Here is a 23,358-nt window from a genome sequence, read left to right as displayed (position 1 = left end):
AAAGCACTAAATAGAGGGGGAGAAATATGGATTCTTTACAAGCATTATTATTTATTTTTATCGTTCTTACTGTGGGAGACATAGTAGCTGCTGCAACAAAGAGTATAGTACCATCTCTTTTTGTTTGCTCGGCAATTTTTTTAGCGGGGTTTTGGATGGGAGTTCCAGAAACACTTTTTAAGGACTCATTGTTATATGGTTTTGGAGCTCTATTTATAACTACATTACTTGTACATATGGGCTCTATGTTAAATATAAGACAGTTGATAGCGCAATGGAAAACTTTGACAATAGCAGCGGGAGGAATAGTTGGTATTGTTGTACTACTTATGACAGTTGGTAGAGTTTTGGTTGGGAATGAAACAGCAATAGTTGCAGCACCGCCTATTTCTGGTGGAATCATAGCTGGATTACAAATGGCAGAAGTTGCAACAGCTATAGGTAGGCATGATTTAAAATTGATAGCCACTCTTTTAGTAGTACTTCAAGGGTTCGTAGGTTATCCCCTTGCATCATTTTGTTTGAGAAAAGAAGCAAATAGCATTTTAAAATTAAAAGATAGTGGCAAGAGTTTTGAAGTTGATGAAGAAGTGAAGCAAGTTGAGAAAAAAACAATTTTTCAATTGCCAGCAAAGTATACATCAGCTAATTATTTTTTAGCGAAGACAGTTTTTATAGCACTTGTTGCTACAGTTGTGTCAGGATTTTTCAAAAATTTTGATACAGGTTTACCAATTCTAAATGTTTTTGTCAGAATAGATAAAAATGTTTTAGCGCTTATACTTGGAATTGTATTTTCTGAAGTTGGATTTTTAGAGAGACAACCACTAGATAAAGGAAATTCTTTTGGCGTTATTATGGGAGCCCTTATGACTGTAATATATGGCGGTCTTGCAGGAGCTAGTCCACAAGATATAGCAAATATATTACTACCACTATTGATATGTTTAGTATTGGGTACTATAGGTATAGGAATCTTGTCTATAGTAGTTGGAAAGTTTTTAAAAGTTGGTCCATGGATGTCATTTGCGATAGGCTCATCAGCTCTTTTTGGTTTTCCGGGAACATTTGTAGTTTCAAATGAAGTTGCAATTGCGGTAGCAAGAAACGAAGAAGAAAAAGAATTAATACTATCTCAAATTTTACCAAAGATGCTAGTTGCAGGATTTGTAACAGTATCTATCGGTTCTATTGTACTTGCAGGTATAATGGGACCAATATTGATACCGGGTATGTAGTTAAGAAGGGGAAGATTATGGATATAAGACAGTTAGTACAAGATAATAAGGAATATATAACAGAAATTAGAAGATATTTTCATATGCATCCTGAACTATCTTATCAAGAACATGAGACAACTAAAAAAATTACAGAAGAATTAGAAAGTATGGGCATACCTTATGAAATACCTGAAGAAGAACCTAAGACAGGTGTAATAGCTTGGATTGAGGGAAATAAACCGGGAAGAGTAGTTGGTATTAGAGCTGATATAGATGCTCTAAATGTTACAGAGCAAACAGAAGTAGAATATAAATCTCAAAATGAAGGAAAGATGCACGCTTGTGGTCATGATGCACACACTGCAATGCTACTTGGCGCTGCAAAAATATTGAGTTCTGTAAAGGATGAGATAGAAGGAAAGGTATATTTAATTTTCCAACCTGCTGAAGAAGTGGGAAGTGGTGCTAAATATATGATGAGACAAGGAACTTGGTATGAAGAGATAGAAAATATCTATGGAGCTCATATTTGGTCAGTGCTTGAAGCTGGAAAGATTTCTGTAGAAGCCGGAGAGAGAATGGCTGCTGCTGATATGTTTAAAATAAAGATAAAAGGTAAGTCAGGTCATGGGTCTATGCCTCATGAAACAGTAGATGCTGTTGTAGTAGGTTCGGCAGTTGTACAAGCTATTCAACAACTTGTTTCACGTAATTATAGCCCTCTTGACTCAGTCACTGTTACAATAGGAAGTTTCCACAGTGGAAATAGATTCAACATAATAGCTGGAGAAGCTGAAATGGAAGGAACTAACAGATATTTTTCCAAAGAAATTGCAGATAGAATAGAAAATGATATGAGAAGAGTTATAAAAGGAGTTTGCGACGCTTACGGTGCAGATTATGAATTAGATTACACTTACATCTTAGGCGCAACTATAAATGATGAAGCATCTTCTAAAATAGCTGAACAAGCAGTTGAAAAAGTTGCAGGAGGTGAAGCGCTTCAAAAAATGATAAAGACAACAGGGGGAGAAGATTTTTCTTACTACCTAAAAGATAAACCGGGTTGTTTCGGATTTATAGGAGCTAGAAATGAAGCGATAGGAGCTTGTTACCCACATCATAATGAAAGATTTAATGTAGATGAGGAAGTGCTTGCAAACGGAGCTGGAGTATATGCTCAATACGCTTTAGATTTTTTAAAAAGTGAAAAATAAATTAATTTTAGAAAACATTGGACATTAGTTCAGTGTTTTTTATTTTACTAAAATTTACAACTTAAATAAAATGGATTGTTAAAATATAACATATTTGTTGAAAAGAGATAATTCTTGTACTAAACTATATTAGAATACGAGGTAAAATAATGATAGAAATAAAAAATTTGAAATTCAAATATAGTGAAGAAGATGAAGATTATACTATAAAAAATCTAAATCTAAATATAGAAAAGGGAGAGTTTGTAGCCGTACTTGGACACAACGGAAGTGGTAAGAGTACTCTGGCAAAATTGATAAACGGGCTTTTAGTACCTACTGAGGGAGATGTATTTGTAGATAAATTAAATACTAAGTCAGATGAAGATATTTGGGATATAAGAGCTCGTGCAGGAATGGTTTTTCAAAATCCCGACAACCAAATAGTTGCGACAATAGTTGAAGAAGATGTTGCATTTGGTCCTGAAAATTTGGGAATACCTACTGAAGAAATAAGAGATAGAGTTAGCTCATCTTTGGAATCGGTTGGCATGACTGAATTTAGAAAAAATGCCCCTCATTTGTTGAGTGGAGGACAAAAACAGAGAATTGCAATTGCTGGGATTTTAGCAATGGCACCAGATTATATAATTTTAGATGAGCCCACTGCTATGTTGGACCCTGTTGGAAGAGCAGAAGTTATGGAAACCATCAAAAAGTTGAATAAGGAGCAAGGAAAAACAATAATTTTAATTACACATTATATGGACGAGGCTGCTGAAGCTGACAGGCTCGTGGTAATTGAAAAGGGACAAGTTATACTAGATAATACTCCGAGAAAAGTTTTTTCTAATGTGGACAAAGTGAAGGCAATAGGGCTTGATGTTCCACAAGTGACAGAACTTGCTTGGGAACTTAAAAAAGAGGGATTTAATATAAATACAGAAATTTTGAGTATTGAAGAATTAGTGGGTGAGATATGTCGTTAGTAGAAATGAAAAATCTTACACATATTTATAACCCTGGTTCAAGTTTTGAAAAGAAGGCATTGGACTCAGTGTCTTTGAATATTGAAAAAGGTGAATTTGTAGGCCTGATAGGACACACTGGTTCAGGGAAAAGTACGTTAATACAACATTTAAATGGACTTATAAAACCTACTGAGGGAGAAATATATATAGATGGTAAAAATATTTCTTTAAAGAATGTAAAGTTACAGGAGATAAGAAAATCTGTAGGTTTAGTGTTTCAGTATCCAGAGTATCAATTATTTGAGGAAACTATAGAAAAAGATATAGCTTTTGGGCCAAAGAACCAAGGACTTAGCGAAGAAGAAGTTAATAATAGAGTTAAGGAAGCTATGGAATCTGTTGGGTTGGACTATGAAAGCTTGAAAGAACGTAGTCCATTTGAACTCTCAGGCGGTCAAAAAAGACGTGTTGCAATAGCTGGGGTTCTTGCTATGCAACCTAAGCTACTAATTCTTGATGAGCCAACAGCAGGACTTGACCCCGCGGGTAGAGATGAAATATTAGCGGAGATAAAAGAAATTTTTTCAAAGAGAGATATAACTATAATTTTAGTCTCTCATTCAATGGAAGATATAGCAGAAATCGCCGATAGAATAATAGTTATGAACAGAGGGAAACTTATAATGGACGGAACTCCAAGGGAAGTTTTTAAAAGAGAAGATGAGCTCGTTGAAATAGGGCTTGGAGTGCCACAGGTAACGTCTTTTATGAGAGCCTTTAAGAAGTGTAATAATTCGGTTAATGATGATGTTCTAACTATAGAAGAGGCGAAATTGGAACTTATAAAATATTTAAGGGGGAAAAATGCTTAAGGATATAACGATAGGGCAATACTACCCGGTTGAATCGCCAGTGCATAGATTAGATCCTAGAATAAAAATAATAAGTATGGTGGTATTTATAATAAGTTTATTTTTTGTAGATAAATTTACACCATATATACCGGTTATAATATTTCTATTTGCAGTGGTAAAATTATCCCATGTGCCTTTTAAAATGATAATAAAAGGTGTTAAACCTTTGAGGTGGATTTTGCTGATTACATTTATAATAAATATTATATTTATACCGGGGAAGATAATCTTTACTTTGGGGATTATAAATATTACAGAGGAAGGATTGAACATGGCTATAATGATGGCAATAAGATTGTTGCTACTAGTAATGGGGACAAGTATGTTGACACTTACAACATCTCCCATAGAAATGACTGATGGTATAGAAAATCTTTTAAATCCACTTAGAAAAATTGGAGTTCCGGCCCATGAAATAGCGATGATGATGACAATAGCTTTAAGATTTATACCTACTTTAATTGAAGAGACTGACAAGATAATGAAAGCACAAATGGCAAGAGGTGCAGATTTTGAAAGTGGAAATATGATTAAAAGAGCTAAAAATTTAGTTCCGTTATTAGTTCCTCTTTTTATAAATTCTTTCCGTAGGGCAGATGAACTTGCAACAGCTATGGAAGCGAGATGCTATCGTGGAGGAAAGGGACGTACTAAATTTAGGCAATTGGAAATCAAAGGTTCTGACTATGTTGGTTTGGGATTGACACTCGGACTTTTAGCATTGATGATAGCTTTTAAATATGCTCCTATTGATATGATATGAATATATTATTAAAAGTTGCCTATATGGGTACAAACTACCATGGTTTTCAAATGCAACCTAGTTGTGTGTCTGTTGAAGAAGAACTTAAAAAAGCAGTGGAAAAAGCAGTAATGCATAAAGTTAAACTATATTATTCAGGGAGAACTGATGCCGGTGTTCATGCTCAAGGGCAGATGGTAAATTTTTATACTGATACAAAAGTGGAAGTGAAAAATATGGCAAGACTTATTAATTATCATCTTCCAGAAGATATATCAGTGCTTGATGCAAGAAGAGTTGAAGAAGATTTTCATGCAAGATTTTCAGCAAAAGGAAAGCACTATAAATATATAGTGTATAATTCTTTTCATAGAAACCCACTATATTTGAATAGAGCTATGCACTACAATTACAATGTTGATGTAGACAGAATGCAAAGAGCTTTGGACAAGATAATTGGGGAGAATGATTATAAAGCTTTTATGGGCAGATATGCAGTGGTAAAAGACACAATAAGACGAATAGATGAGATTGAAGTAAAAAGAGTTGGAGAGACTATAGAATTTGATTTCTATGGTAAGAGCTTTTTGAAAAATATGGTTAGGATAATAGTTGGGACAGCTCTTGAAATAGGAAGAGGCAGATTGTCGGAAGATTGTCTATATAGTGCAATGCAGTCAAAAGAGAGAATAAAAGCAGGTCCAACCGCACCGGGTTGTGGATTGTACTTAATGGAAATTTTTTATTGATTACAATTTTAAAATAATAAATGAAAAGTTTAAAAATTGATGACAATGTCGAAAATTTAAGTGTACTGATGTACACTTATTTTTTTTAGGTTATAATATATACAGGAGGAATTATGAAAATAATTTATAGAATTACAGAAACATTAAACAAGGCCAAAATTGCTTTTAAAAGATATCCTCTTGTGATGGCTTTGATAATTCTCTCAGCGCTTTGTTTTATAGTTGTTATAGCAAAAAATCAATTATTTATGGGTGGCATAAAAGGTGAATTTTCAAGTGCAATAAGATTTGCTTACTTTTTTATGTTAGCAGCGGTTATGGCGATGTTTGTAAGTTTGTTTTTTGAAGGGTTATCTCAATCGGCCAAAACTCAGGAGAACATTAATAGAAATAAGTTAATAAAGATATCAGTGATAATTTTATCAACTATATTTTTGCTTGGTATAGGAAAGGCAGTATTATTTTCAGATCCGACATTGTTTGAATTTGAAAATAAGTATATATATTTTGGATTGTTGCTTGGGTTTACAAGTGGGTGCTTTTTTGCGGCAAAATTATTTTATCATTCAGATTTCATAGCATATTTGATAAAGATATTTACATCAGCTTTTATCTCTGTAAGCTATTCTGTGATAATGTTAATGGGATTATTTAGCATATACTTTGCAATAAATAAGTTATTGGGAATAGAAATTAGTGATAAGATATATTCTTCAACTTTTGTGATTTTAATGATGCCATTTAATGTTGGAATTTTTTTGTCAAATTATCCGAGAGCAAGTGCTTCATTTGACAATTATAAATTAAGTAAACCGATAAAGGCGCTTATAATTTATATATTAATTCCTATTTTTATAGTATATATAACCATACTTTATCTCTATTTTGGAAAGGTTATAATAACGGCAGAAATACCTCAGGGAATGATAGTAGAGCTTGTAATTTGGTTTTCTATTTTTGAAGTGATGTTGATGTTTGTGCTTGGTAAAATAGAAGATTCAAAAGTCGTTGAAGGATTTAAAAAGTATTTTCCTGTAATAATTCTTCCTATAATGGGAATGATGTTCTATGCCATTATATTTAGAATAAGAGAGTATGGAATTACAGAAAATAGATTTTTTGTTTTAGCGGCGGGTATTTTTGCAACTCTTTCAAACTTATATTATGTGTTCTATAGAAAAAATTCTAATATAACTATTCCTATAATTTTGGCAGCTACAATTTTAATATCAACTTTAGGTCCGATAAGTGCTTATAGAGTTTCAGCAGAGAGTCAAAATAATAGATTGGCAAAAATATTAGAAAAGAATAATATGCTAGTGCGAAGAGAAGTCGTTCCATCATCAGATATATCTGATGAAGACAAATCAGAAATAGTGCAGATAGTTGAATATATGACAGAAAAGCACAGGCCTTGGGAGTCGAAATACCTTCCTAATGATTATAAAAATACAGACGAAAATTTTGAAAAGCTATTTGGATTCTCACATAAATATTCATCGAGTACTAAAGAGGATTTAAGTTATTTCTATGAAGGAAATTCTTCTATAGATTTAACCGGTTATTCCAGATTGATGGAATTTGAATTATATTCTGATTTAGAAGATAGTAAGACAATAGGAAACTATAAAGTGAGTAGCAATAATGGGATAGCAATTATAGAATATAAAATTGGAGAAAAATATAATAAACTTTTCAGTTTTGATATGAAAGATGTCTTAAATAAATTGAGGGTTCTAAAGGGTTCCAATGAAACTATAGTGTTAGAAGACCTTAGCATAAAAGGAAATTCAAAAGGTATTGTATACAAAGTTGTCTTCACACAATTAAATGAAAGTGGAGTAAAAGAAGGCGAAAGTATTCAATATATGAAATTTTATCTAATAACAGGAAATTTAAAATAGAGAGGGGGCTCTCTATTTTTTTGTTAAAATTAATATAGAAAATTTTGGATTATATACAAATAGGGGGACGAATGTACTATACAACATTAAACGACTATTTAAAAAATATATTTGGCTCAAAAGTTATAAAATTACCATTAGATGGGCAAAATTCTTGTCCAAACAGAATTAATAACCAAGGAGGTTGTATATTTTGTTCTTCAAGAGGAGCTGGGGAATTTACATTTTCAGACTCTAACATAAATAGACAAGTGGAGTTTCAAAAAAACTTTATGTCAAAGAAGTGGAAGTCAGATAAATTTATTGCATACTTTCAAAATTTTACGAACACTTATGGTGATATAGATTATCTGAAGAAAATGTATAATGATGTAATAAAAATTGATGGAATAGTTGGACTTGCAATAGCAACAAGAGCTGATTGTTTAAGTAGAGAAGTAATGGAAATGCTAATTGATTTAAATAAAAAAACATTTCTTTGGTTAGAACTTGGGCTTCAAACAGTGAATGAAAGAACCATAGAGTTAATAAATAGAGGATACACACACAGAGAGTTTGAAGACGGGGTTAATAAATTAAAAAGAGCAAATATAAAATTTCTAACTCATGTAATCTATGGGCTACCTTATGAAACTTATGAAGACTATTTAGATACTTTAAATTATGTGTGTAAGATAAAACCATTTGGAGTAAAATTCCATTCTCTTTATATTCAAAGAGACTCTAAATTATTTAATTTTTATTTAGAAAATGATATAAAACTTATGACAAGAGATGAATATGTTAAAATAGTTTGTGATTCGTTAGAAAAATTGCCAAAAGAGATAGTAGTTCATAGAATAACAGGAGATCCTGATAAAAAGCTACACATTGCACCTATGTGGTGTAGAGATAAGCTTACTGTGATTTCAGAAATACAATCTGAACTCAAGAAAAGAAAATTTAAATGATATTCAATGTTAAAATAAAATTATGATATAATTATTTTCATAAGAAGGTGACAAAAATGATAGTAATAAAAACTAAAGATGAAATAAAGAAAATGCAGATAGCAGGCAAATTGCTTTCTGAAGTACATCACAATTTAAGAGAGCAAATTAAACCCGGTGTTAAAACTATAGAATTGGATAGATTTGTAGAGAAGTTTTTGAAAGATAGGGGAGCTTATCCTGAACAAAAAGGATATCAAGGTTATCCTTATTCAATATGTGCATCTGTAAATGATGAAATTTGTCACGGATTTCCCGGAGAATATGTTTTAAAAGATGGAGATATAATAACTGTTGACATGGTTGTGAATGTAGATGGTTGGTTGGCTGATTCAGCTTGGAGCTATGCTGTTGGGAATATTAGTGATGAGGCTCAAAAACTATTAGATGTGACTCGTGAATGTATGTATAAGGGAATTGAAAAGGCTGTTATAGGAAACAGACTTGGAGATATAGGAAATGCAATACAAACTTATGCTGAAGAAAATGGATATTCTGTAGTAAGGGAGTTTGTAGGACATGGGATTGGAAGAGATATGCACGAAGACCCTCAAGTTCTTCATTATGGTAAACCTGGAAGAGGAATTCGCATCCAAGAAGGAATGGTATTTACAGTAGAACCTATGATTAACATGGGAAGACATGAGCTGACTATCGATGACAATGGTTGGACTGCAAGGACACTTGACCATTCTTTATCTGCACAATATGAACATCAGATAGCAATAACTGAAGATGGACCTATTATAATTACAGATCAAGGGGATTGTTAAAAGAAGGTGATTTTATTAAAAGAGAAGTAGTGACTTATTCTTTTAAAGAGCAATTGCTAAATGCTATAACACATTGGCTGGGATTTTTACTTGGAATTGTTGGGTTGGTGTTTCTAATGATTTTTGGAATTAGAAATCACTCTGTCGTTCAAATTGTTGGATTTTCAATTTATGGAGGATGTCTAATTTTTTTATATTTGAGTTCAGCTTTATATCATAGTATTCCAAATGAAAAATTTAAGAGAATATTTAGAGTTTTTGATCACTGTTCAATATTTATTTTTATTGGTGGTACATATACACCAATAATACTATTGTCTTTAAGTGGAATTATTAGGATTGTAATGCTTTCATTTATATGGCTTATATGCATAGGAGGCATAGTTTTTAAAATTATAACTTTGGGTAAATTCTCTAAGTTTGATAAGTTGTCTTTAGGGATTTATTTAGGGTTGGGCTGGATTTCTATATTTATGATAAAATCTATTTATAATACAACTTCTCTTGAATTTATATTTTGTTTAGTATTAGGAGGACTCCTATATTCGATTGGAGCGATTTTCTATGCTAACAAAAAAATTCCATATAATCATGCTATTTGGCATGTTTTTGTACTTTTAGCAAGTGTAGTGCATTTTGTAGGTATTTTAGGGGCTTACGCATTAGTTTAAATAAGAGGTGTAATAATGTTAGAACAAATAAGAGAACCAAATAAGGGAGAAGAAATAGCAGTTTTAAATACAAATCATGGAGTAATAAAACTTAGACTTTTTGAAGAAGCAGCTCCCAAAACTGTAGAAAATTTTAAAGGTTTAGTAAATAAAGGATACTACAATGGAATTATTTTTCATAGAGTTATAGATAATTTTATGATTCAAGGTGGAGATCCAACAGGTACCGGAATGGGTGGAGAGAGTATATTTGGCAAAAAGTTTGAAGATGAAATAAATTTAAATTTTAGAAACTTTAGAGGAGCTCTTTCTATGGCAAATGCAGGACCTAATACAAATGGTTCTCAGTTTTTCATAGTTCAAGCAGGGCCTGTCTCAGAGGATGTAATTTCACAAATGAGAGCAGCAGGACCTGAAAAAGGATATCCGGATGAAATTGTAGATGTTTATGAAAATTTAGGCGGAACTTTTTGGCTTGATGGGAAACATACTGTATTTGGTCAAGTGTTTGAGGGAATGGAAGTAGTAGATGAAATAGCATCTTTAAAAGTGGATTTTAGAGATAAACCGGTGGAAGATGTAATAATAGAAAGTGCAGAAATAATAATTTTCTAAAATTTTATATAAGCTAAAGGGCTGTGGTAAAAGTCTCAAAATGAAAAAAGACGAGGAAACTAAAAAATCCTCGTCTTTTTGATGCAATATATTAAAGTAAACCCGATAACAATGTTTGAAATACTAATATTTTACTATTCAGAAGAAATATTTTCATCAAGGGAATAGAAAATCTTGTAAATATGACTTAAGGATAAAAATATCTACTAGATGTAAATGATAATCTAATTAACCGATTATTGGGAATAATCAAAATAGAATTGCCTATTCTGAGATATAATCATCACTTTTTATTTTAAAATTTAATTAATAATTGGAATATATAAAAAAATATATTAAACAATAATTATATATAGAAAATTCGAATGATATAATACTTTCATTCATCTATTTATCATGTTACAATATGACTTAGTTAAATAAATATTTAACTAAATTAATTTAAGGAGGGTAACATGAAAAGAAGAATACTTATTATAGTGTTTACTTTGATGATTTTGGCATCAAATGTAGGGGCTACTTTTGCTGAAGGTTTTAAAAAAACGGAACAAACTTTTTTGAAAGCTAAGCGAGAAGAAAATAGTTGGGGGTATAGAAGTTGGAGAGATGAAAGAGATTTTGAGACTTCAAATAACAACAAAACTATAAGATTCTATATAGGGAATCAAGAGTATTGGAAAGTAAATTTTATAAAGGGACGTTATATTGTTGCTCCTAAACAACCGAATATAGATGGCAAAAAATTTATAGGTTGGTATGATGAAGATGGGGTTAGGTTTGACTTTACAGTTCCTGCAACTGAAAGTAAAAATTTAATTGCTAAATTTGAAGAGAAATATACTAGTAGAAGTAAACTAAATAAAATAAGAGAATTAGTTGATGAGTCATATAATATTAAGAAATCTGATATATATAAATTAGATACACAAGTTAATAAAGATGAATATGATTATGCAATAGAAATAGGGAAGTATACATTATCGTCTTTAGATGAAGATATTGACATAGAAGAAGTTTTAAATTTAATAGAAAAGGCAAAATTAAAATTAAAAGGTAAGAAGATAGGCAATAAAAATGATATAAGAATTTATTCTGCTGATTTAAGTAATTTAAAAAAATTAATTGATGAAGAATCAAAGGTTAAAGCGGAGGATAGATATAGATTTGATACAGATTTTAATAAGTATCAATATGATTATGCAATTATTATAGGTAAAAATTTATTTAATACTCACAATATTGACCAAGAAACAGTAAATAGTATAGTTGAGTTAATTGAGTTATCTAAAAATAATCTTAAAGGAAAATCTAATGAGAAACTTTTAAAGTATAATGTATATGCTTATGAAACATCAAATGGTTCAATATTTGTAGATAAATTAAAGTCTGCAAAAGGAGAAAAAGTTACGATATCTGTTAAACCTGATGTAGGGTTTGAATTAGATTATATAAAATGTGAATCAATAAATGGTGATGAAATAAATTTAAATAATAATATTATTATAATGCCGTCATCAGATGTGGTTTTGACAGCTGTTTTTAAACCTATACCTCAACAAGAGTACTCAGTTGTTTTTGATATTGATGGAGACTCAAATACAATACCAACTGCAATTGTAAAATCAGGAGAAAGAGTAGAAAAACCAATTAATCCAATTAAAGAAGGATATAAATTTAAGTTTTGGTCATTAGATGGAATAAATGAATATAATTTTGATACTAGAATAAATGAGAGTATCATTTTAAAGGCAGTTTTTACAAATGAACTGAATGAAGATTATAAAACGGTTATGTTTGATGTGGAAGGGAATGAATTTGATATTCCACAAATTACTGTCGGATATAAAGAAAGTGCTATAAAGCCAGAACAAATTCCTCAAAAAGAAGGATATAAATTTAAGTTTTGGTCAGAAGATGGGATAAACGAGTTTGATTTCAATACTTCAATAGTAAAGGATGTTAAACTAAAAGCGGTTTTTGAAATATTGCCTGTAGATTCTAAAAAATATAATGTAACTTATTCTTTTGTAAGTGATAGTGAAATTGAAATACCGGATGAAATAATGGGATTACTTCCTAGCAATAATGAAGTTTCGCGAGGAGAGAGTGTAACAGCTTCTAAAGTTGTAAATTCTAATGGTGCAGAAGTTGTTCAATTACATTTTATCAAGAATGATGGAACTATTGGGTGTTGGGAATTTAAAGGGTGGACACCGGATAAATTTGAATCAGTAAGCGAAGATATAAAATTTGTAGGGAAATGGTCCTATAGAGAAGTTAATGATACAGTAAATAGCAAAGTTGAGTTAGAAAGAGAAATAAAAAGACAAATCTTGGATTTGAAAAACCCTATATTAGTTAAGGCGAAAGGTTTTCAAATTGATTTAAATAGTTTGGATTTATTAGATGCAGAAACTCTAACTGTTACGAATCAATTAAGTTACGGTTTGACAGCTTGGTATAGAGGAAATGAAGAAATATATTTAGTTCAAGTACAACCTAGATACTTTACAGAGGATAAGAATGTAATTGATAAATATCACTCAGATATTCAAAGTTGGGTGGATAGAAATATAAATTCTAATATGAATGATGAGCAAAAGGTTAGAGCTATACACGACCACATTGTAAACAAGGTTCATTATAGATCTGAAGGAGGACAAGGTAGATATTCTCAATTTTCACCATTGGCACTACATTATGATAATCACGGAGTATGTCAAGGATATGCAACATATTTTTATGCTTTTGCTAAAAAAGCAAATTTAAATGTAGAAATCGTATCAGGAATGGTAACTACAACATCACCTAACAGTTCTTATTATATACCAAGAGAAGAAGTTGAAAGACAATTTAGAAATGGGCAAACAAATCATATGTGGAATAGAGTTCAGGTAGATGGGGCTTGGTATCAAATAGATTTGACATGGAATGACCCAACAAATAGTAGTCCTAATTATGAGTTTTATTTAGTAAATGATGATAAGCTCAGAACTAGAGAAGCTGGGTATAGAGCTTGGGATGTTTCAAAACATCCAAACACTTCTTCAATATCTTACCCTAGACAAAATATTACTAATGAAGAAAATATAAGATCTGTAGGAGAACCAAATGAATCTGAAAGATTTTGGGTGGAAGAGACTCCAAATATTGACTGGAATGGATTGAATAGGAATTGGGGTTGGGCATATTAAAAATAAAAACACGGCTTTTAGAGAAGTCGTGTTTTTAATGTTTGAGATTTATAAATTTTGAATTTTATGGATAAAACTTTTAAAATTATTTATATCATTTTGATTAGGGTGTTTTTTGGATATTCCACCAAAGATTTTAAACGGACCGTAATTATCATAACCACGGCATGAAAATTTGCCAATATAATTTAGATGTCTTGTATGTAAAATATGCTCCATACTTTTAGAATAATTTTTAAGAGCAATGCCACAAGTATAGATAATAAAAACTTTAGCTGAATCTTTTAAAACTATTTTTCGAGCGATATTGAGAATATTTTTTGACATTTCACCATAGTATATGCCGGAAGCAAATCCTATGTAGTCATATTTTGAAAAGTTTAAATTATTTAATTTAGATGTGTTGAAAATGTCGACAGCATCTAAAGATAATATTAAACGTTCTGTATTCATATGATGAAATGAAGTATATATTATGGCTATTTTTTTACTCATATTTTAACACCTCTTTAGTTGGAAAATAGCAGAATTTATTTAACAGTTACAGAAAAATATTTTAAAATCATTATTTTGAAGATAGAATGTCTTTTATTACAAAGAAAATTCCTAAAAAAGCTACAGCAGGTAAGTGCATAGTATTTATTTTATTTTTTAAGAAAAGTCCCATACAGGCTCCATATAATAGTATATTTAAAGAAAAATAAATGAACAGAATAAACTTTAAAAAGAAATTATGAAGATTATATTGTACAAAAATATAAACTAAAAAAATATAGAAACTTTCTAATAATATATATAATAATCTATTTAGTTGTTGAAAAATTCCGGTTGGTTTTTCTATATCTTGCCAGATTATAAAACTAATAAATTTTTTCATTACAAAACCTCAAATTTGATTGCTATACAACTCTGTTCCATAGTGTTCAGATGAAAAGTTAGAGTCTAAAAAAAATTGAAAAGAAAGGTACCATTTTATTACAGATATTATCAATTTGCATAGGTTTAGGTAGATTTAAAATGAATTCTATAAATTCCTTGCTGACATCACCGACAATTACAGTTTCAAATTCAGATTCTTCGTTTTTTATTTTTCCAAAAGATAGTGCTTGAGATATAGTATATTCTTCATCTTTAAAATAACGTATTTCAAATTTATGACTGCAAAGTAAGTAAGGTTTTATTATAGACTTGTAAACTTCATTGGTACTATATTTCCAATAATCAAAGGGAATAGGTTTCATAATAAACACCTCTTTGTAAATATTATATAAATTACAAAGTAATATGCAAGTGGATGTAAGCTATATTGAAAAAAAGAGATTTTATTTTTAAGCACTTTGTATTAATATTTAAAGTACTAGGGAAAGGAATATGAGGCCTTATGGTTATAAAAAGAATATTATAATTGTGTTTATGGGAATGGTGAATGTAGTTATGATAAACTCAACTATAAAAGCTAAATTAAAGCCTTATGAAACAGAAGAGGGATTTCTATCACTTGGGGGTTAGAAAAACTATGAGATATAAAAATATAGAAGTGATGTATAAATATATAAATTTCAAGAAGAAAACTAATAAATATAGTGGATTTATAGCACAAATTATAAAATATGAACTAGACCATCTTGATGGGATACTAATATGATTAGTTAGTTTGTCTAAAGAGGAAATTGATATGAGTAAATGTAGAATTACAGTTATGAAAATTGTGAGACACGAAGATTTGATAGAAAAATATGAAAATCCAATAGAAAATACTTGTGATATGAAAGAGGGTCAGACGTTTATATCTAATGGTTGGGAAAAACCGGAGGGAATGTGTGAAAGTGCATGGCAAAGTATGTCTGCTTTTGTTATGACACTGGCTCATGGTGGAAAAAATATTTATAATGGATGGATGAAAAATGAAAAATCGGCTATGATTTCTTGTAATGACGGTTTTCGTCCAGTTAGTTTTTTAATAGAAGCATTAGATGAAGATATTGATTAGGAAAAGGCCCAGCTAGTCATAAGCTGGGTGTTACAAATTTTGTTCTAATTTTTGGCCGGTTAATTTTTCTATTATTTTAATTACTTTTGATGGAGTTGTTATAGTGTATTTACCGGCTTTAAAACTATTTTCAACACCAAGTTCTTTGCATTGTTGGTCAAATGCTTCTTCTGATTTTATAGCACCAATGCTCAAAAGTTTTTTACCTACAGCTTGAGCGTTTTCTCCTTCAACTATTTCAAAATCATATTCTCTATAAGATGAATTTGTAAGGCTCATTAGTGTGTCTAAAATTTTAGAATCTTTCTTAAAAGAATATGTTCCGCTGACAAAGGAATTGTAAAGTCCCATATCATTAACCATAACTTTAAAAGCTTCTATATCTTGTATCAATCCTTTTTCTAATAAAGAGTTTGCAATTGAATCTACAGGTTCATTTTCGGATATGTTTATAATGACAGTATCTTTTTTATCTTCTACCACAACAGGAATAGGAGATTCTAAAGGTTCACCATTCTTAGTGGCAATTATATCACTTTTGATTTTTCTCATCTCATCAACTATAGAAAATTCTGCATCAGCTCGTGTTGTACTTTCCATATATAGAGCATCATATCTCCATTTTATAATCAATATTAATATAGAAAGAATCAGAATTAAAATTATCAATTTTAAAATCCTATGAAAAAAATCTGCTATATTTCTAAATATGTTCAATTTGAATTAATCCTCTTTTCTAAAATATTTATGTTATCATTATAACAGAAATATACAGAGGGTGGAAATATGCAAACTATTTTAATAAACAAGAATGATGCAGGACAGAGAATAGATAGATTTTTAAAAAAATATTTTGAAAAAGCTAATTTATCTTTTATATACAAAAATTTGAGAAAGAAAAATATAGTTGTAAACGGGAAAAAAGTAATACCTGAATTTGTATTAAATGAGGGTGACAAGATAGAAATGTATTTAAGCGATGAAACTATCAAAAAGTTTCAAGCTGGAGAGAAAAATTTAAAAAGAGGCAAAAACTATCCTATAGTAATTTATGAAGACGAAAATATAATATTGATGAATAAACCTTCGGGAATTCTATCTCATAATGATTCTAAAGAGTTTGAAAAAAATATGGTAGATATGATGATAGATTATTTAATTGCAAAAGGAGATTATATTCCGAGAATAGAAAATTCTTTTAGACCTTCAATTTGCAATAGACTCGATAGAAATACTTCAGGGATAATTATTGGGGCAAAGAATGCAAACAGTTTGAGAATTTTAAATGACTCAATAAAGAATCATAGGGTAGATAAATTCTACACAACTCTTGTGCTTGGTGAAGTAAAAAATGATTTTGAAGATGTAAGTAAATTGTTAAAAGATGAGAAGACAAACAAAGTTAGAGTTTCAAAGACAGAGGGAAAAGAATCCATAACAGAATTTAAGGTGATTAAATCGGCAGAGTATTCTCTATTATCTGTAAAACTTGTAACTGGAAGGACACATCAAATAAGAACTGTATTAAAGTCTAAAGGATTTCCAATTGTTGGGGATATAAAATACGGAGTGGAGAGAGTGAATAGAAGATTTATGGAAAAATATGGTTATAAATCTCAATTTTTACACAACAATAAAATTGTTTTTAAAGATATGCCTGCTGAATTAAATTATTTGAGTTATAAGGAGTTTGAAGTTAAGATTCCGAAGAAAGAGGAAAGAATTTTAAAAGATATTTTTGGTGAGTAATATGAATTATGCTATATATTCTAATTTTGGAGAATTTAACGATATTGTAGAAAAAAGAGTTTTAGAAGAAATAAATTCAGGTAAAAAAGTAACTTATATTTTGCCAACTAAAAATGCTGCAATACAATATAGAAATTATTATGTGAACAAGTTGGGAGGGATATCGAATTTAGACTTTGTAGGATTGGACTCTCTTAGAAAAATATCCACAAGTAAAAAAGTATTGGATGGAAGTTTGAAAAAATATTTTGTAAAGAATATTTTAAAGAATGGAAAATTTGAAAGTTTATATTTTAGCGGAGGGATGGTAAGCGCAATCTCCACACTTATAACACTTGGGCGAGAAAGTTTAGTTGATTCTACTCTTTTTGAAAATGCTTCTGAAAATTTTATGAAAGAAGTTGGCAAAGTTTATAAAAAATATGAAGATTTCATAGCTAATTCTAAATATACTGATTTAACTGATATAGAAAGTTTTAAATCTGAAACTGGACTTGTTGTATTTGCTGGATTTTATTCTATGAAAAAAGCTGATATAAATTTCATTGAAAAGATAGCTAACTCTCATGAAGTTATATTTAACATTCCATACTTATTAAGAGATATCAATTATACTGAAAAATTAGTCGATAGACTTAAAAAAATAGGTTTTGAAATAAGAAGAGATGAGCCGAAAAAAAGAGTTTCAGATGTTATAGAAGAATTGAAATCTGAAAAAAAATTAAAATTTGCTGATGTAAAAAGTGATAGGGAAAATGAGGCTTTATTTAAATTTTTAAAGAGAGATTTGATAGCTGGGAAAAGAGCTGATGTAATAGCTTTATCCGATGTAAAAAGCATAAGACAAATAGAAAATATTGAAAACCTAAAACTAAATTATATTTCTACAAAGGTAAATGAAATAAAAATTGTCGAGGAATTTAAAATTCTAATAGATTATATTTTAGAGCAGAGTAGGGAAAATTTAATTAGAAGGTTAAATTTGAATTATTTTAAAATAAATTCTTCAGATGAAAAGTTGATTTCTGAGATTTCAAAGATAGAATTTAAAGATTTAAATAATTTAATTAAGAATACACAGATTGAGATATCTGCTGAAATAGACTTGACACAATTTTTTGCAACTCTTGAGGAACTTAAAGTTAATATAAAATTGAGAGATACTTTTGAAAATTATTCGAATATATTTTTATCATTTTTAGAAAATACTAAAGAATCAATTGAAAATTCCTATGAGGTATTAAATGATATTGAAGTTTATAAAAATGATTTAAACACAGTAAATTCAATTGCTTTGGTATTAAATAATTTAAAAGAATATGGAGAACACTTTGGATACATTTCTGTCAGAGAATACACTGAGTTATTAATTGAATATTTAGATAAAATATCTTTTGAAAATAGAGACCCTTTTAAATCAAAAGTATTTAGTTTAGACGGAAGTTTAAAATATAACTTTGAAAATTTGTATATAACGTCATTTAATGAGGATTTTCCGAATTATAGAACGGGGAATTTCATGATTGAAACTCAATTTGAATTTTTAAAAAAAATAGGATTTGAAGTGGAAAGTGAAGATGAAATTTATCAAAGAGAACTTTTAAAATTTTTAATAGCTATTTCTTCATCCGAGAATACAGTGATTTTTAGAGATGAAGAAAACCTTTCAACTTATTCTTCTATGTTGAATTTATATACAGTTGTAGAAGACAGGATATCGACGATGTCAGAGCTATTCTCAAATGTTATTTTAGAATCTAAAAAGGGAATTTCTGAAAATTATTTAGACATGTATCAATCTAAAAGAGATGTTGAAGATATTATAATGCGAATTTTTGAAGAAAGATTGAGAAATTTACAGGATAACAAAGTGACTCTATCTGGCAATGCCAAAGATATTTTAAAATCAAAAATTGAAAAGCGTGGTCTTAAAGTAAGTGATTTAGATAGTTGGGTCAGATCTCCATATAGTTTTTTATATTTAGAATTGGTAGGATTAAAAGATATTTTGAAAGAACCTGAAAAAATTAATATGCAAATTGGCATTGATTTTCACAAGATTCTTGAAAGATATTTTAGAAAATATGACACATTTGATCAAGAAAAACTTGAAGGAATTGTTGAACAGATAACGAATAATAGTGACTTTCCACAACTTAGAAAGAAAATTTATTGTGCTATTTTAAGCGAATATATAAAGGCTGATTTAGAAAACAGAGATGGATTTAGACCTAAAGAATTTGAAATGCCATTTATAATAAAGATTGACGCTATAGAATTGAGCGGAAGAATTGACAGAGTGGATCAAAGTGTTGATGGAAAAATAATTGTAACAGACTATAAACTTTCTTCGGCTCCCGGATTTGGAAAACAAGGTACAGAAGTGTTTCAAATTCCAATATATATGAGCTTTTTTGAAGGTGCCTGTGTAGAAGGTAAATATGGAGTTATAAAGGAGGCAAAAGTGTCTCATGTTATAAGAAACATTGATGAAATTGGGAAGATAAAAGGAGCTAGGAATCAACTCAGCACAGAAGAGTTTAAAGATAAATTACAAGAGTCATTGGATAATGCTTTAAAAGTTATATATTTAATGTACAATGGAGTTTTTGATAAGTGGGATGATGTAGACAGCAGAATTGCTGATTTAGCAAGGAGTTAAAATGGAACTTAATGCAATACAGAAAGCGGTGGCTGAAAATATTGATGATGATATAGTTTTAATGGCTGGAGCTGGAACTGGAAAAACTCAAGTCTTAACTAATAGATTTTTAAATATTTTAAGAAGTGGAGAAGCTATAGAAAATATTTTGGCTATAACATTCACTAAAAAAGCAGCAGCTGAAATGAAGTTAAAAATAAAAAGAGCTCTTTTGGATTCTGACGCCCCAATGTTAAGAGAAAGACAGAAATATATTTCAAAAGCTTCTATATATACAATACATGGTTTTTGTTCGGAATTGATTTCAAAATATCCGATAGATGTTGGTATTGACCCGGAATATAAGGTTATTGAAAGTCAGGACTCAACAAAATTACTTAAAAATTCAATAAAATATGTTTTGAATAAAAATATAGATGAGTTACATGGTTTGATGTTTGAAACAAAAAACATAACGACTGAATTTTTAGAGTCTGAATTGATGGGGGTGTATTATGAGATAAAAAACTTGGGATATACCCTTGAACAGGTAAGAGAAAATAGTGAGAAGACATTAGAGTCTTTGAAAAAATTAGATTTTTCAAAGTTGATTGAATTATTAAATGAATATTCAGCTGGAATAGTAAGGCGAAATAAATTTAAAGATTTTACAGAAAAAGAAGAATATATAAATTTTTTAAATGAGCCTAATATAGATTTTTTAGAAGAGATTAAAAATAACTTAGGAACAAGTACTAAGCAATCTGAAGTGATAGAAGAAATAAAAGAAGAAATTTTAAAATTACAGATGCATTTTGAGTTAAAAAATGTTGAATATATTAATTTAGTGTTAAAATTAATCTCGGAAGTTGATAAAGAATATAGAATAGCAAAAGACAATATAAATGTTTTAGATTATGATGATTTACAAGAATATGCTATAAAAATTTTAGAAACTGTAAAGCTAAATTATAAATATGTTATGGTTGATGAATTTCAAGATACAAACCATATTCAAACTAAGATTTTAGATGTATTAAGAGAAAAAAATAAAGATTTAAATTTATTTGTAGTGGGGGATCCAAAACAATCAATATACTCTTTTAGAGGGGGCTCAATTCAAACGTATAGAGACTATATAAGGAAAATGCAAGATCGTGGAGCCAAGATATTTGAACTATCAGAGAACTACAGGAGTTCAAAAAAATTAATTGAGTCGTATAATGTTCTATTTGAAAGTTTAATGGGAGATGAATATTCTAAGCTAAATTACAATATTGATGGAGAGGAAAAATTTAAAATACTTGAGTCAGAAGATGAAATAAAATCTGTTGCGGATTATGTTGAAAATTTAATTGAATCAGGAATTTCTCAAGGAGAAATAGCATTAATATACAGAAAAAAGAAAAATATGGCCGCTATGGAAAAAGAACTTGTAAAGAGAAATATAGAAGTTTCTAATACAGCGACAATGTTTTGTAAGAATAGAGAAATACAAGACATAATAATAACTTTAAAGGCTATTTATAGTTCAGAAGATATAGTTAGTTATCTGAGCTATTTAAAAACTCCTGAAGCAGGATTAAGTGAAGATGCAATATTTTTATTGGCAAATGAATTTGTAGAGTATAGAGAATGGGGAGAAGATTTTTTAAATATTTTATCCTATACAGACCGAGAAAAATTTAATTTAGCAGTAGGCAAATTAGAAAATTTAAGAGAATATTCAAAAGTTTTGAGCATATCCAATTTAGTGGAAAAAATTATATTGGAATTGGATTTTTATGAAATTGCATATTATTTCAAAGGAGAAACAGGTGTAAAAAATTTAAAACAATTAATTTTATATGCCATAAATTATGAATGTACTTATTCGTCAAATATATTAGATTTTGTGGAATATATAGAAGATTTAGAAATTGAACAAGAACCATCGAACACAGCTGTAAATCTCATCACTACACATAAATCAAAGGGCTTAGAATATGATTATGTAATACTTATGGATAGTGACAAGCCGTACAAGATGAAAAATGGTAATTTCCTATTACAAGTTGGGAAAATGGGAATAGGAATAAATATAGAAGGTAGAAATTCTATATTTAAAATAAACAAGAGAGAAAATGAATTAAAACAATTAGAAGAAGAACTTAGAATATTTTATGTTGCATGCACGAGAGCAAAGAAAGTTTTAGTTTTTGTATACAACAGTAATTTAGAGAAGATACCTGATAAAACATATAAAAAACTTTTATTTAAATCAGACTTTGATGATTTGGAATACTTAGATTTTGAAGTTACAAATAAAAAGAGAAGAGTTGAAAGTTTTATATCTAAATTAAAATCAGATGATGAACTAAGTTTGTATCAAAAAACCTTGATAAGGGACAATTACTATGCGAAAACGAGGATTTCTGAATATTATTCAGTTTCTCAGTATATGCTCTTTAGAGAAGATAAAGATTTATACTTTAAGAGATATGTGCTAGGGAATGATGTAAAGCTCAATTTAGGAGGAAGTATAGGCCAGATAGATCCGATAATAAAAGGGAATATAATTCATAAGTATGCTGAGAAACCTAAAGAAAATATAGATTTATTTGTTGAAGATGAACTCAAAAGATATGGAATAGAATATGATTTTGAAAATGTTTTAGAGCTTAAAGAATTGATAGAATATTACAATCAAAATTCAAGGTATACTCTATATAAAGAATGGGAATTTTATTTAAGCCTTGGAAATTCTATATTACATGGATTTATAGATGAAGTAAGGCAGACAGAAGACGGAATAGAAATTATAGATATAAAGACTGGTAGAATGAATAAGGAAAAAATTGATCACTATTCTTTGCAACTTCAAATATACTCTTATGCATACTCAAAGATAACGGGAAATGAGGTGAAATCTGCAAAGTTACTTTCTTTAGCGGATAAAAAGGAATATGAAATAGATATATGTGACGAAGTATTGAAAGAAAGAATTGCAGATTTTAAAAAATTTGTTGAAGAAGTGCAAAATTAAAAAAATATGAAATTT

21 protein-coding genes are annotated in these 23,358 nt (G+C 29.5%); 18 read left to right on the top strand and 3 right to left on the bottom strand.

The window, feature by feature from the left end; genetic code table 11:
- Positions 1 to 26: 26 nt before the first annotated feature.
- The 12 genes from SOR77_RS04195 (at position 27) to SOR77_RS04140 (ending at position 13,938) form a co-directional block, all read left to right on the top strand.
- Entirely contained in the window at positions 27 to 1,238 is a 1,212-nt protein-coding gene (locus SOR77_RS04195; protein WP_320635929.1) for a hypothetical protein, read from the top strand.
- A gap of 17 nt (positions 1,239 to 1,255) precedes the next feature.
- Positions 1,256 to 2,437 (top strand): amidohydrolase, encoded by a 1,182-nt coding sequence (locus SOR77_RS04190; protein WP_320635928.1) that lies wholly within the window; start codon positions 1,256 to 1,258, stop codon positions 2,435 to 2,437.
- 149 nt (positions 2,438 to 2,586) lie between these two features.
- Entirely contained in the window at positions 2,587 to 3,405 is an 819-nt protein-coding gene (locus SOR77_RS04185) for an energy-coupling factor transporter ATPase (protein ID WP_320635927.1), read from the top strand.
- Complete coding sequence (locus tag SOR77_RS04180; protein WP_320635926.1) at positions 3,396 to 4,259, top strand: energy-coupling factor transporter ATPase; 864 nt, start codon at positions 3,396 to 3,398, stop codon at positions 4,257 to 4,259. Before SOR77_RS04185 ends, SOR77_RS04180 begins: the two co-directional genes overlap by 10 nt.
- A complete protein-coding gene (locus tag SOR77_RS04175) occupies positions 4,252 to 5,064 on the top strand; it encodes an energy-coupling factor transporter transmembrane component T (RefSeq protein WP_320635925.1) in 813 nt (270 codons plus the stop codon). Before SOR77_RS04180 ends, SOR77_RS04175 begins: the two co-directional genes overlap by 8 nt.
- Entirely contained in the window at positions 5,061 to 5,792 is a 732-nt protein-coding gene (gene truA, locus SOR77_RS04170) for a tRNA pseudouridine(38-40) synthase TruA (RefSeq protein ID WP_320635924.1), read from the top strand. Before SOR77_RS04175 ends, truA begins: the two co-directional genes overlap by 4 nt.
- Positions 5,793 to 5,905: 113 nt before the next feature.
- Positions 5,906 to 7,696, top strand: a complete 1,791-nt coding sequence (locus tag SOR77_RS04165; RefSeq protein ID WP_320635923.1) for a DUF4153 domain-containing protein — start codon at positions 5,906 to 5,908, stop codon at positions 7,694 to 7,696.
- A gap of 71 nt (positions 7,697 to 7,767) precedes the next feature.
- Positions 7,768 to 8,646 (top strand): TIGR01212 family radical SAM protein, encoded by an 879-nt coding sequence (locus SOR77_RS04160; protein WP_320635922.1) that lies wholly within the window; start codon positions 7,768 to 7,770, stop codon positions 8,644 to 8,646.
- Between the two features lie 56 nt (positions 8,647 to 8,702).
- Positions 8,703 to 9,458: a type I methionyl aminopeptidase gene (gene map, locus SOR77_RS04155; RefSeq protein ID WP_004822720.1), complete on the top strand. Its 756-nt coding sequence runs from the start codon at positions 8,703 to 8,705 to the stop codon at positions 9,456 to 9,458.
- Positions 9,452 to 10,129: a PAQR family membrane homeostasis protein TrhA gene (trhA, locus tag SOR77_RS04150; protein ID WP_320635921.1), complete on the top strand. Its 678-nt coding sequence runs from the start codon at positions 9,452 to 9,454 to the stop codon at positions 10,127 to 10,129. The genes map and trhA overlap by 7 nt, the downstream gene beginning before the upstream one ends.
- Before the next feature lie 15 nt (positions 10,130 to 10,144).
- Positions 10,145 to 10,744: a peptidylprolyl isomerase gene (locus SOR77_RS04145; protein ID WP_320635920.1), complete on the top strand. Its 600-nt coding sequence runs from the start codon at positions 10,145 to 10,147 to the stop codon at positions 10,742 to 10,744.
- A 455-nt stretch (positions 10,745 to 11,199) separates the two neighbouring features.
- Positions 11,200 to 13,938 carry an InlB B-repeat-containing protein gene (locus tag SOR77_RS04140; protein ID WP_320635919.1) on the top strand — a complete coding sequence of 913 codons (2,739 nt, stop codon included), beginning with the start codon at positions 11,200 to 11,202 and terminating at the stop codon, positions 13,936 to 13,938.
- Positions 13,939 to 13,986: 48 nt separating this feature from the next.
- On the opposite strand, the gene SOR77_RS04135 is transcribed toward SOR77_RS04140, so the two are convergent.
- Complete coding sequence (locus tag SOR77_RS04135; protein ID WP_320635918.1) at positions 13,987 to 14,433, bottom strand: hypothetical protein; 447 nt, start codon at positions 14,431 to 14,433, stop codon at positions 13,987 to 13,989.
- Between the two features lie 440 nt (positions 14,434 to 14,873).
- Positions 14,874 to 15,179 carry a hypothetical protein gene (locus SOR77_RS04130; RefSeq protein WP_320635917.1) on the bottom strand — a complete coding sequence of 102 codons (306 nt, stop codon included), beginning with the start codon at positions 15,177 to 15,179 and terminating at the stop codon, positions 14,874 to 14,876.
- 130 nt (positions 15,180 to 15,309) lie between these two features.
- Between SOR77_RS04130 and SOR77_RS04125 the strand changes: the two genes are divergently transcribed.
- The 3 genes from SOR77_RS04125 to SOR77_RS04115 are packed head-to-tail and all read left to right on the top strand — an operon-like array spanning position 15,310 to position 15,928.
- Positions 15,310 to 15,447: a hypothetical protein gene (locus SOR77_RS04125; RefSeq protein ID WP_320635916.1), complete on the top strand. Its 138-nt coding sequence runs from the start codon at positions 15,310 to 15,312 to the stop codon at positions 15,445 to 15,447.
- Positions 15,448 to 15,454: 7 nt separating this feature from the next.
- Positions 15,455 to 15,583: a peptide deformylase gene (locus tag SOR77_RS04120; protein ID WP_320635915.1), complete on the top strand. Its 129-nt coding sequence runs from the start codon at positions 15,455 to 15,457 to the stop codon at positions 15,581 to 15,583.
- Positions 15,584 to 15,613: 30 nt separating this feature from the next.
- Positions 15,614 to 15,928, top strand: coding sequence for a TIGR04076 family protein (locus SOR77_RS04115; RefSeq protein ID WP_320635914.1), 315 nt, complete (start codon positions 15,614 to 15,616; stop codon positions 15,926 to 15,928).
- A 30-nt stretch (positions 15,929 to 15,958) separates the two neighbouring features.
- Here SOR77_RS04115 and SOR77_RS04110 read toward each other — a convergent pair whose 3' ends face one another.
- Positions 15,959 to 16,645, bottom strand: a complete 687-nt coding sequence (locus SOR77_RS04110; RefSeq protein WP_320635913.1) for a hypothetical protein — start codon at positions 16,643 to 16,645, stop codon at positions 15,959 to 15,961.
- Positions 16,646 to 16,714: 69 nt separating this feature from the next.
- Here SOR77_RS04110 and SOR77_RS04105 point away from each other — a divergent pair, with 69 nt between their 5' ends.
- Genes SOR77_RS04105 through SOR77_RS04095 form a run of 3 tightly spaced genes read left to right on the top strand, consistent with a single transcriptional unit; the run spans position 16,715 to position 23,343 of the window.
- Complete coding sequence (locus SOR77_RS04105; protein ID WP_320635912.1) at positions 16,715 to 17,677, top strand: RluA family pseudouridine synthase; 963 nt, start codon at positions 16,715 to 16,717, stop codon at positions 17,675 to 17,677.
- A 1-nt stretch (position 17,678) separates the two neighbouring features.
- Positions 17,679 to 20,339 carry a PD-(D/E)XK nuclease family protein gene (locus SOR77_RS04100; protein ID WP_320635911.1) on the top strand — a complete coding sequence of 887 codons (2,661 nt, stop codon included), beginning with the start codon at positions 17,679 to 17,681 and terminating at the stop codon, positions 20,337 to 20,339.
- 1 nt (position 20,340) lies between these two features.
- Positions 20,341 to 23,343 carry a UvrD-helicase domain-containing protein gene (locus SOR77_RS04095; protein ID WP_320635910.1) on the top strand — a complete coding sequence of 1,001 codons (3,003 nt, stop codon included), beginning with the start codon at positions 20,341 to 20,343 and terminating at the stop codon, positions 23,341 to 23,343.
- Positions 23,344 to 23,358 lie beyond the last annotated feature (15 nt).

The sequence above is a fragment of the Peptoniphilus sp. genome (assembly GCF_034090345.1).
Classification (GTDB): Bacteria; Bacillota; Clostridia; order Tissierellales; family Peptoniphilaceae; genus Peptoniphilus.
This window is presented reverse-complemented; position numbering and strand designations above follow the sequence as displayed.

Excerpts from the sequence above, each read along its gene's own strand:
- SOR77_RS04195 (WP_320635929.1), top strand. The coding sequence starts at position 27 with ATGGATTCTTTACAAGCATTATTATTTATTTTTATCGTTCTTACTGTG.
- SOR77_RS04190 (WP_320635928.1), top strand. The coding sequence starts at position 1,256 with ATGGATATAAGACAGTTAGTACAAGATAATAAGGAATATATAACAGAA.
- SOR77_RS04185 (WP_320635927.1), top strand. The coding sequence starts at position 2,587 with ATGATAGAAATAAAAAATTTGAAATTCAAATATAGTGAAGAAGATGAA.
- SOR77_RS04180 (WP_320635926.1), top strand. The coding sequence starts at position 3,396 with ATGTCGTTAGTAGAAATGAAAAATCTTACACATATTTATAACCCTGGT.
- SOR77_RS04175 (WP_320635925.1), top strand. The coding sequence starts at position 4,252 with ATGCTTAAGGATATAACGATAGGGCAATACTACCCGGTTGAATCGCCA.
- truA (WP_320635924.1), top strand. The coding sequence starts at position 5,061 with ATGAATATATTATTAAAAGTTGCCTATATGGGTACAAACTACCATGGT.
- SOR77_RS04165 (WP_320635923.1), top strand. The coding sequence starts at position 5,906 with ATGAAAATAATTTATAGAATTACAGAAACATTAAACAAGGCCAAAATT.
- SOR77_RS04160 (WP_320635922.1), top strand. The coding sequence starts at position 7,768 with ATGTACTATACAACATTAAACGACTATTTAAAAAATATATTTGGCTCA.
- map (WP_004822720.1), top strand. The coding sequence starts at position 8,703 with ATGATAGTAATAAAAACTAAAGATGAAATAAAGAAAATGCAGATAGCA.
- SOR77_RS04145 (WP_320635920.1), top strand. The coding sequence starts at position 10,145 with ATGTTAGAACAAATAAGAGAACCAAATAAGGGAGAAGAAATAGCAGTT.
- SOR77_RS04140 (WP_320635919.1), top strand. The coding sequence starts at position 11,200 with ATGAAAAGAAGAATACTTATTATAGTGTTTACTTTGATGATTTTGGCA.
- SOR77_RS04135 (WP_320635918.1), bottom strand. The coding sequence starts at position 14,433 with ATGAGTAAAAAAATAGCCATAATATATACTTCATTTCATCATATGAAT.
- SOR77_RS04130 (WP_320635917.1), bottom strand. The coding sequence starts at position 15,179 with ATGAAACCTATTCCCTTTGATTATTGGAAATATAGTACCAATGAAGTT.
- SOR77_RS04125 (WP_320635916.1), top strand. The coding sequence starts at position 15,310 with ATGAGGCCTTATGGTTATAAAAAGAATATTATAATTGTGTTTATGGGA.
- SOR77_RS04120 (WP_320635915.1), top strand. The coding sequence starts at position 15,455 with ATGAGATATAAAAATATAGAAGTGATGTATAAATATATAAATTTCAAG.
- SOR77_RS04115 (WP_320635914.1), top strand. The coding sequence starts at position 15,614 with ATGAGTAAATGTAGAATTACAGTTATGAAAATTGTGAGACACGAAGAT.
- SOR77_RS04105 (WP_320635912.1), top strand. The coding sequence starts at position 16,715 with ATGCAAACTATTTTAATAAACAAGAATGATGCAGGACAGAGAATAGAT.
- SOR77_RS04100 (WP_320635911.1), top strand. The coding sequence starts at position 17,679 with ATGAATTATGCTATATATTCTAATTTTGGAGAATTTAACGATATTGTA.
- SOR77_RS04095 (WP_320635910.1), top strand. The coding sequence starts at position 20,341 with ATGGAACTTAATGCAATACAGAAAGCGGTGGCTGAAAATATTGATGAT.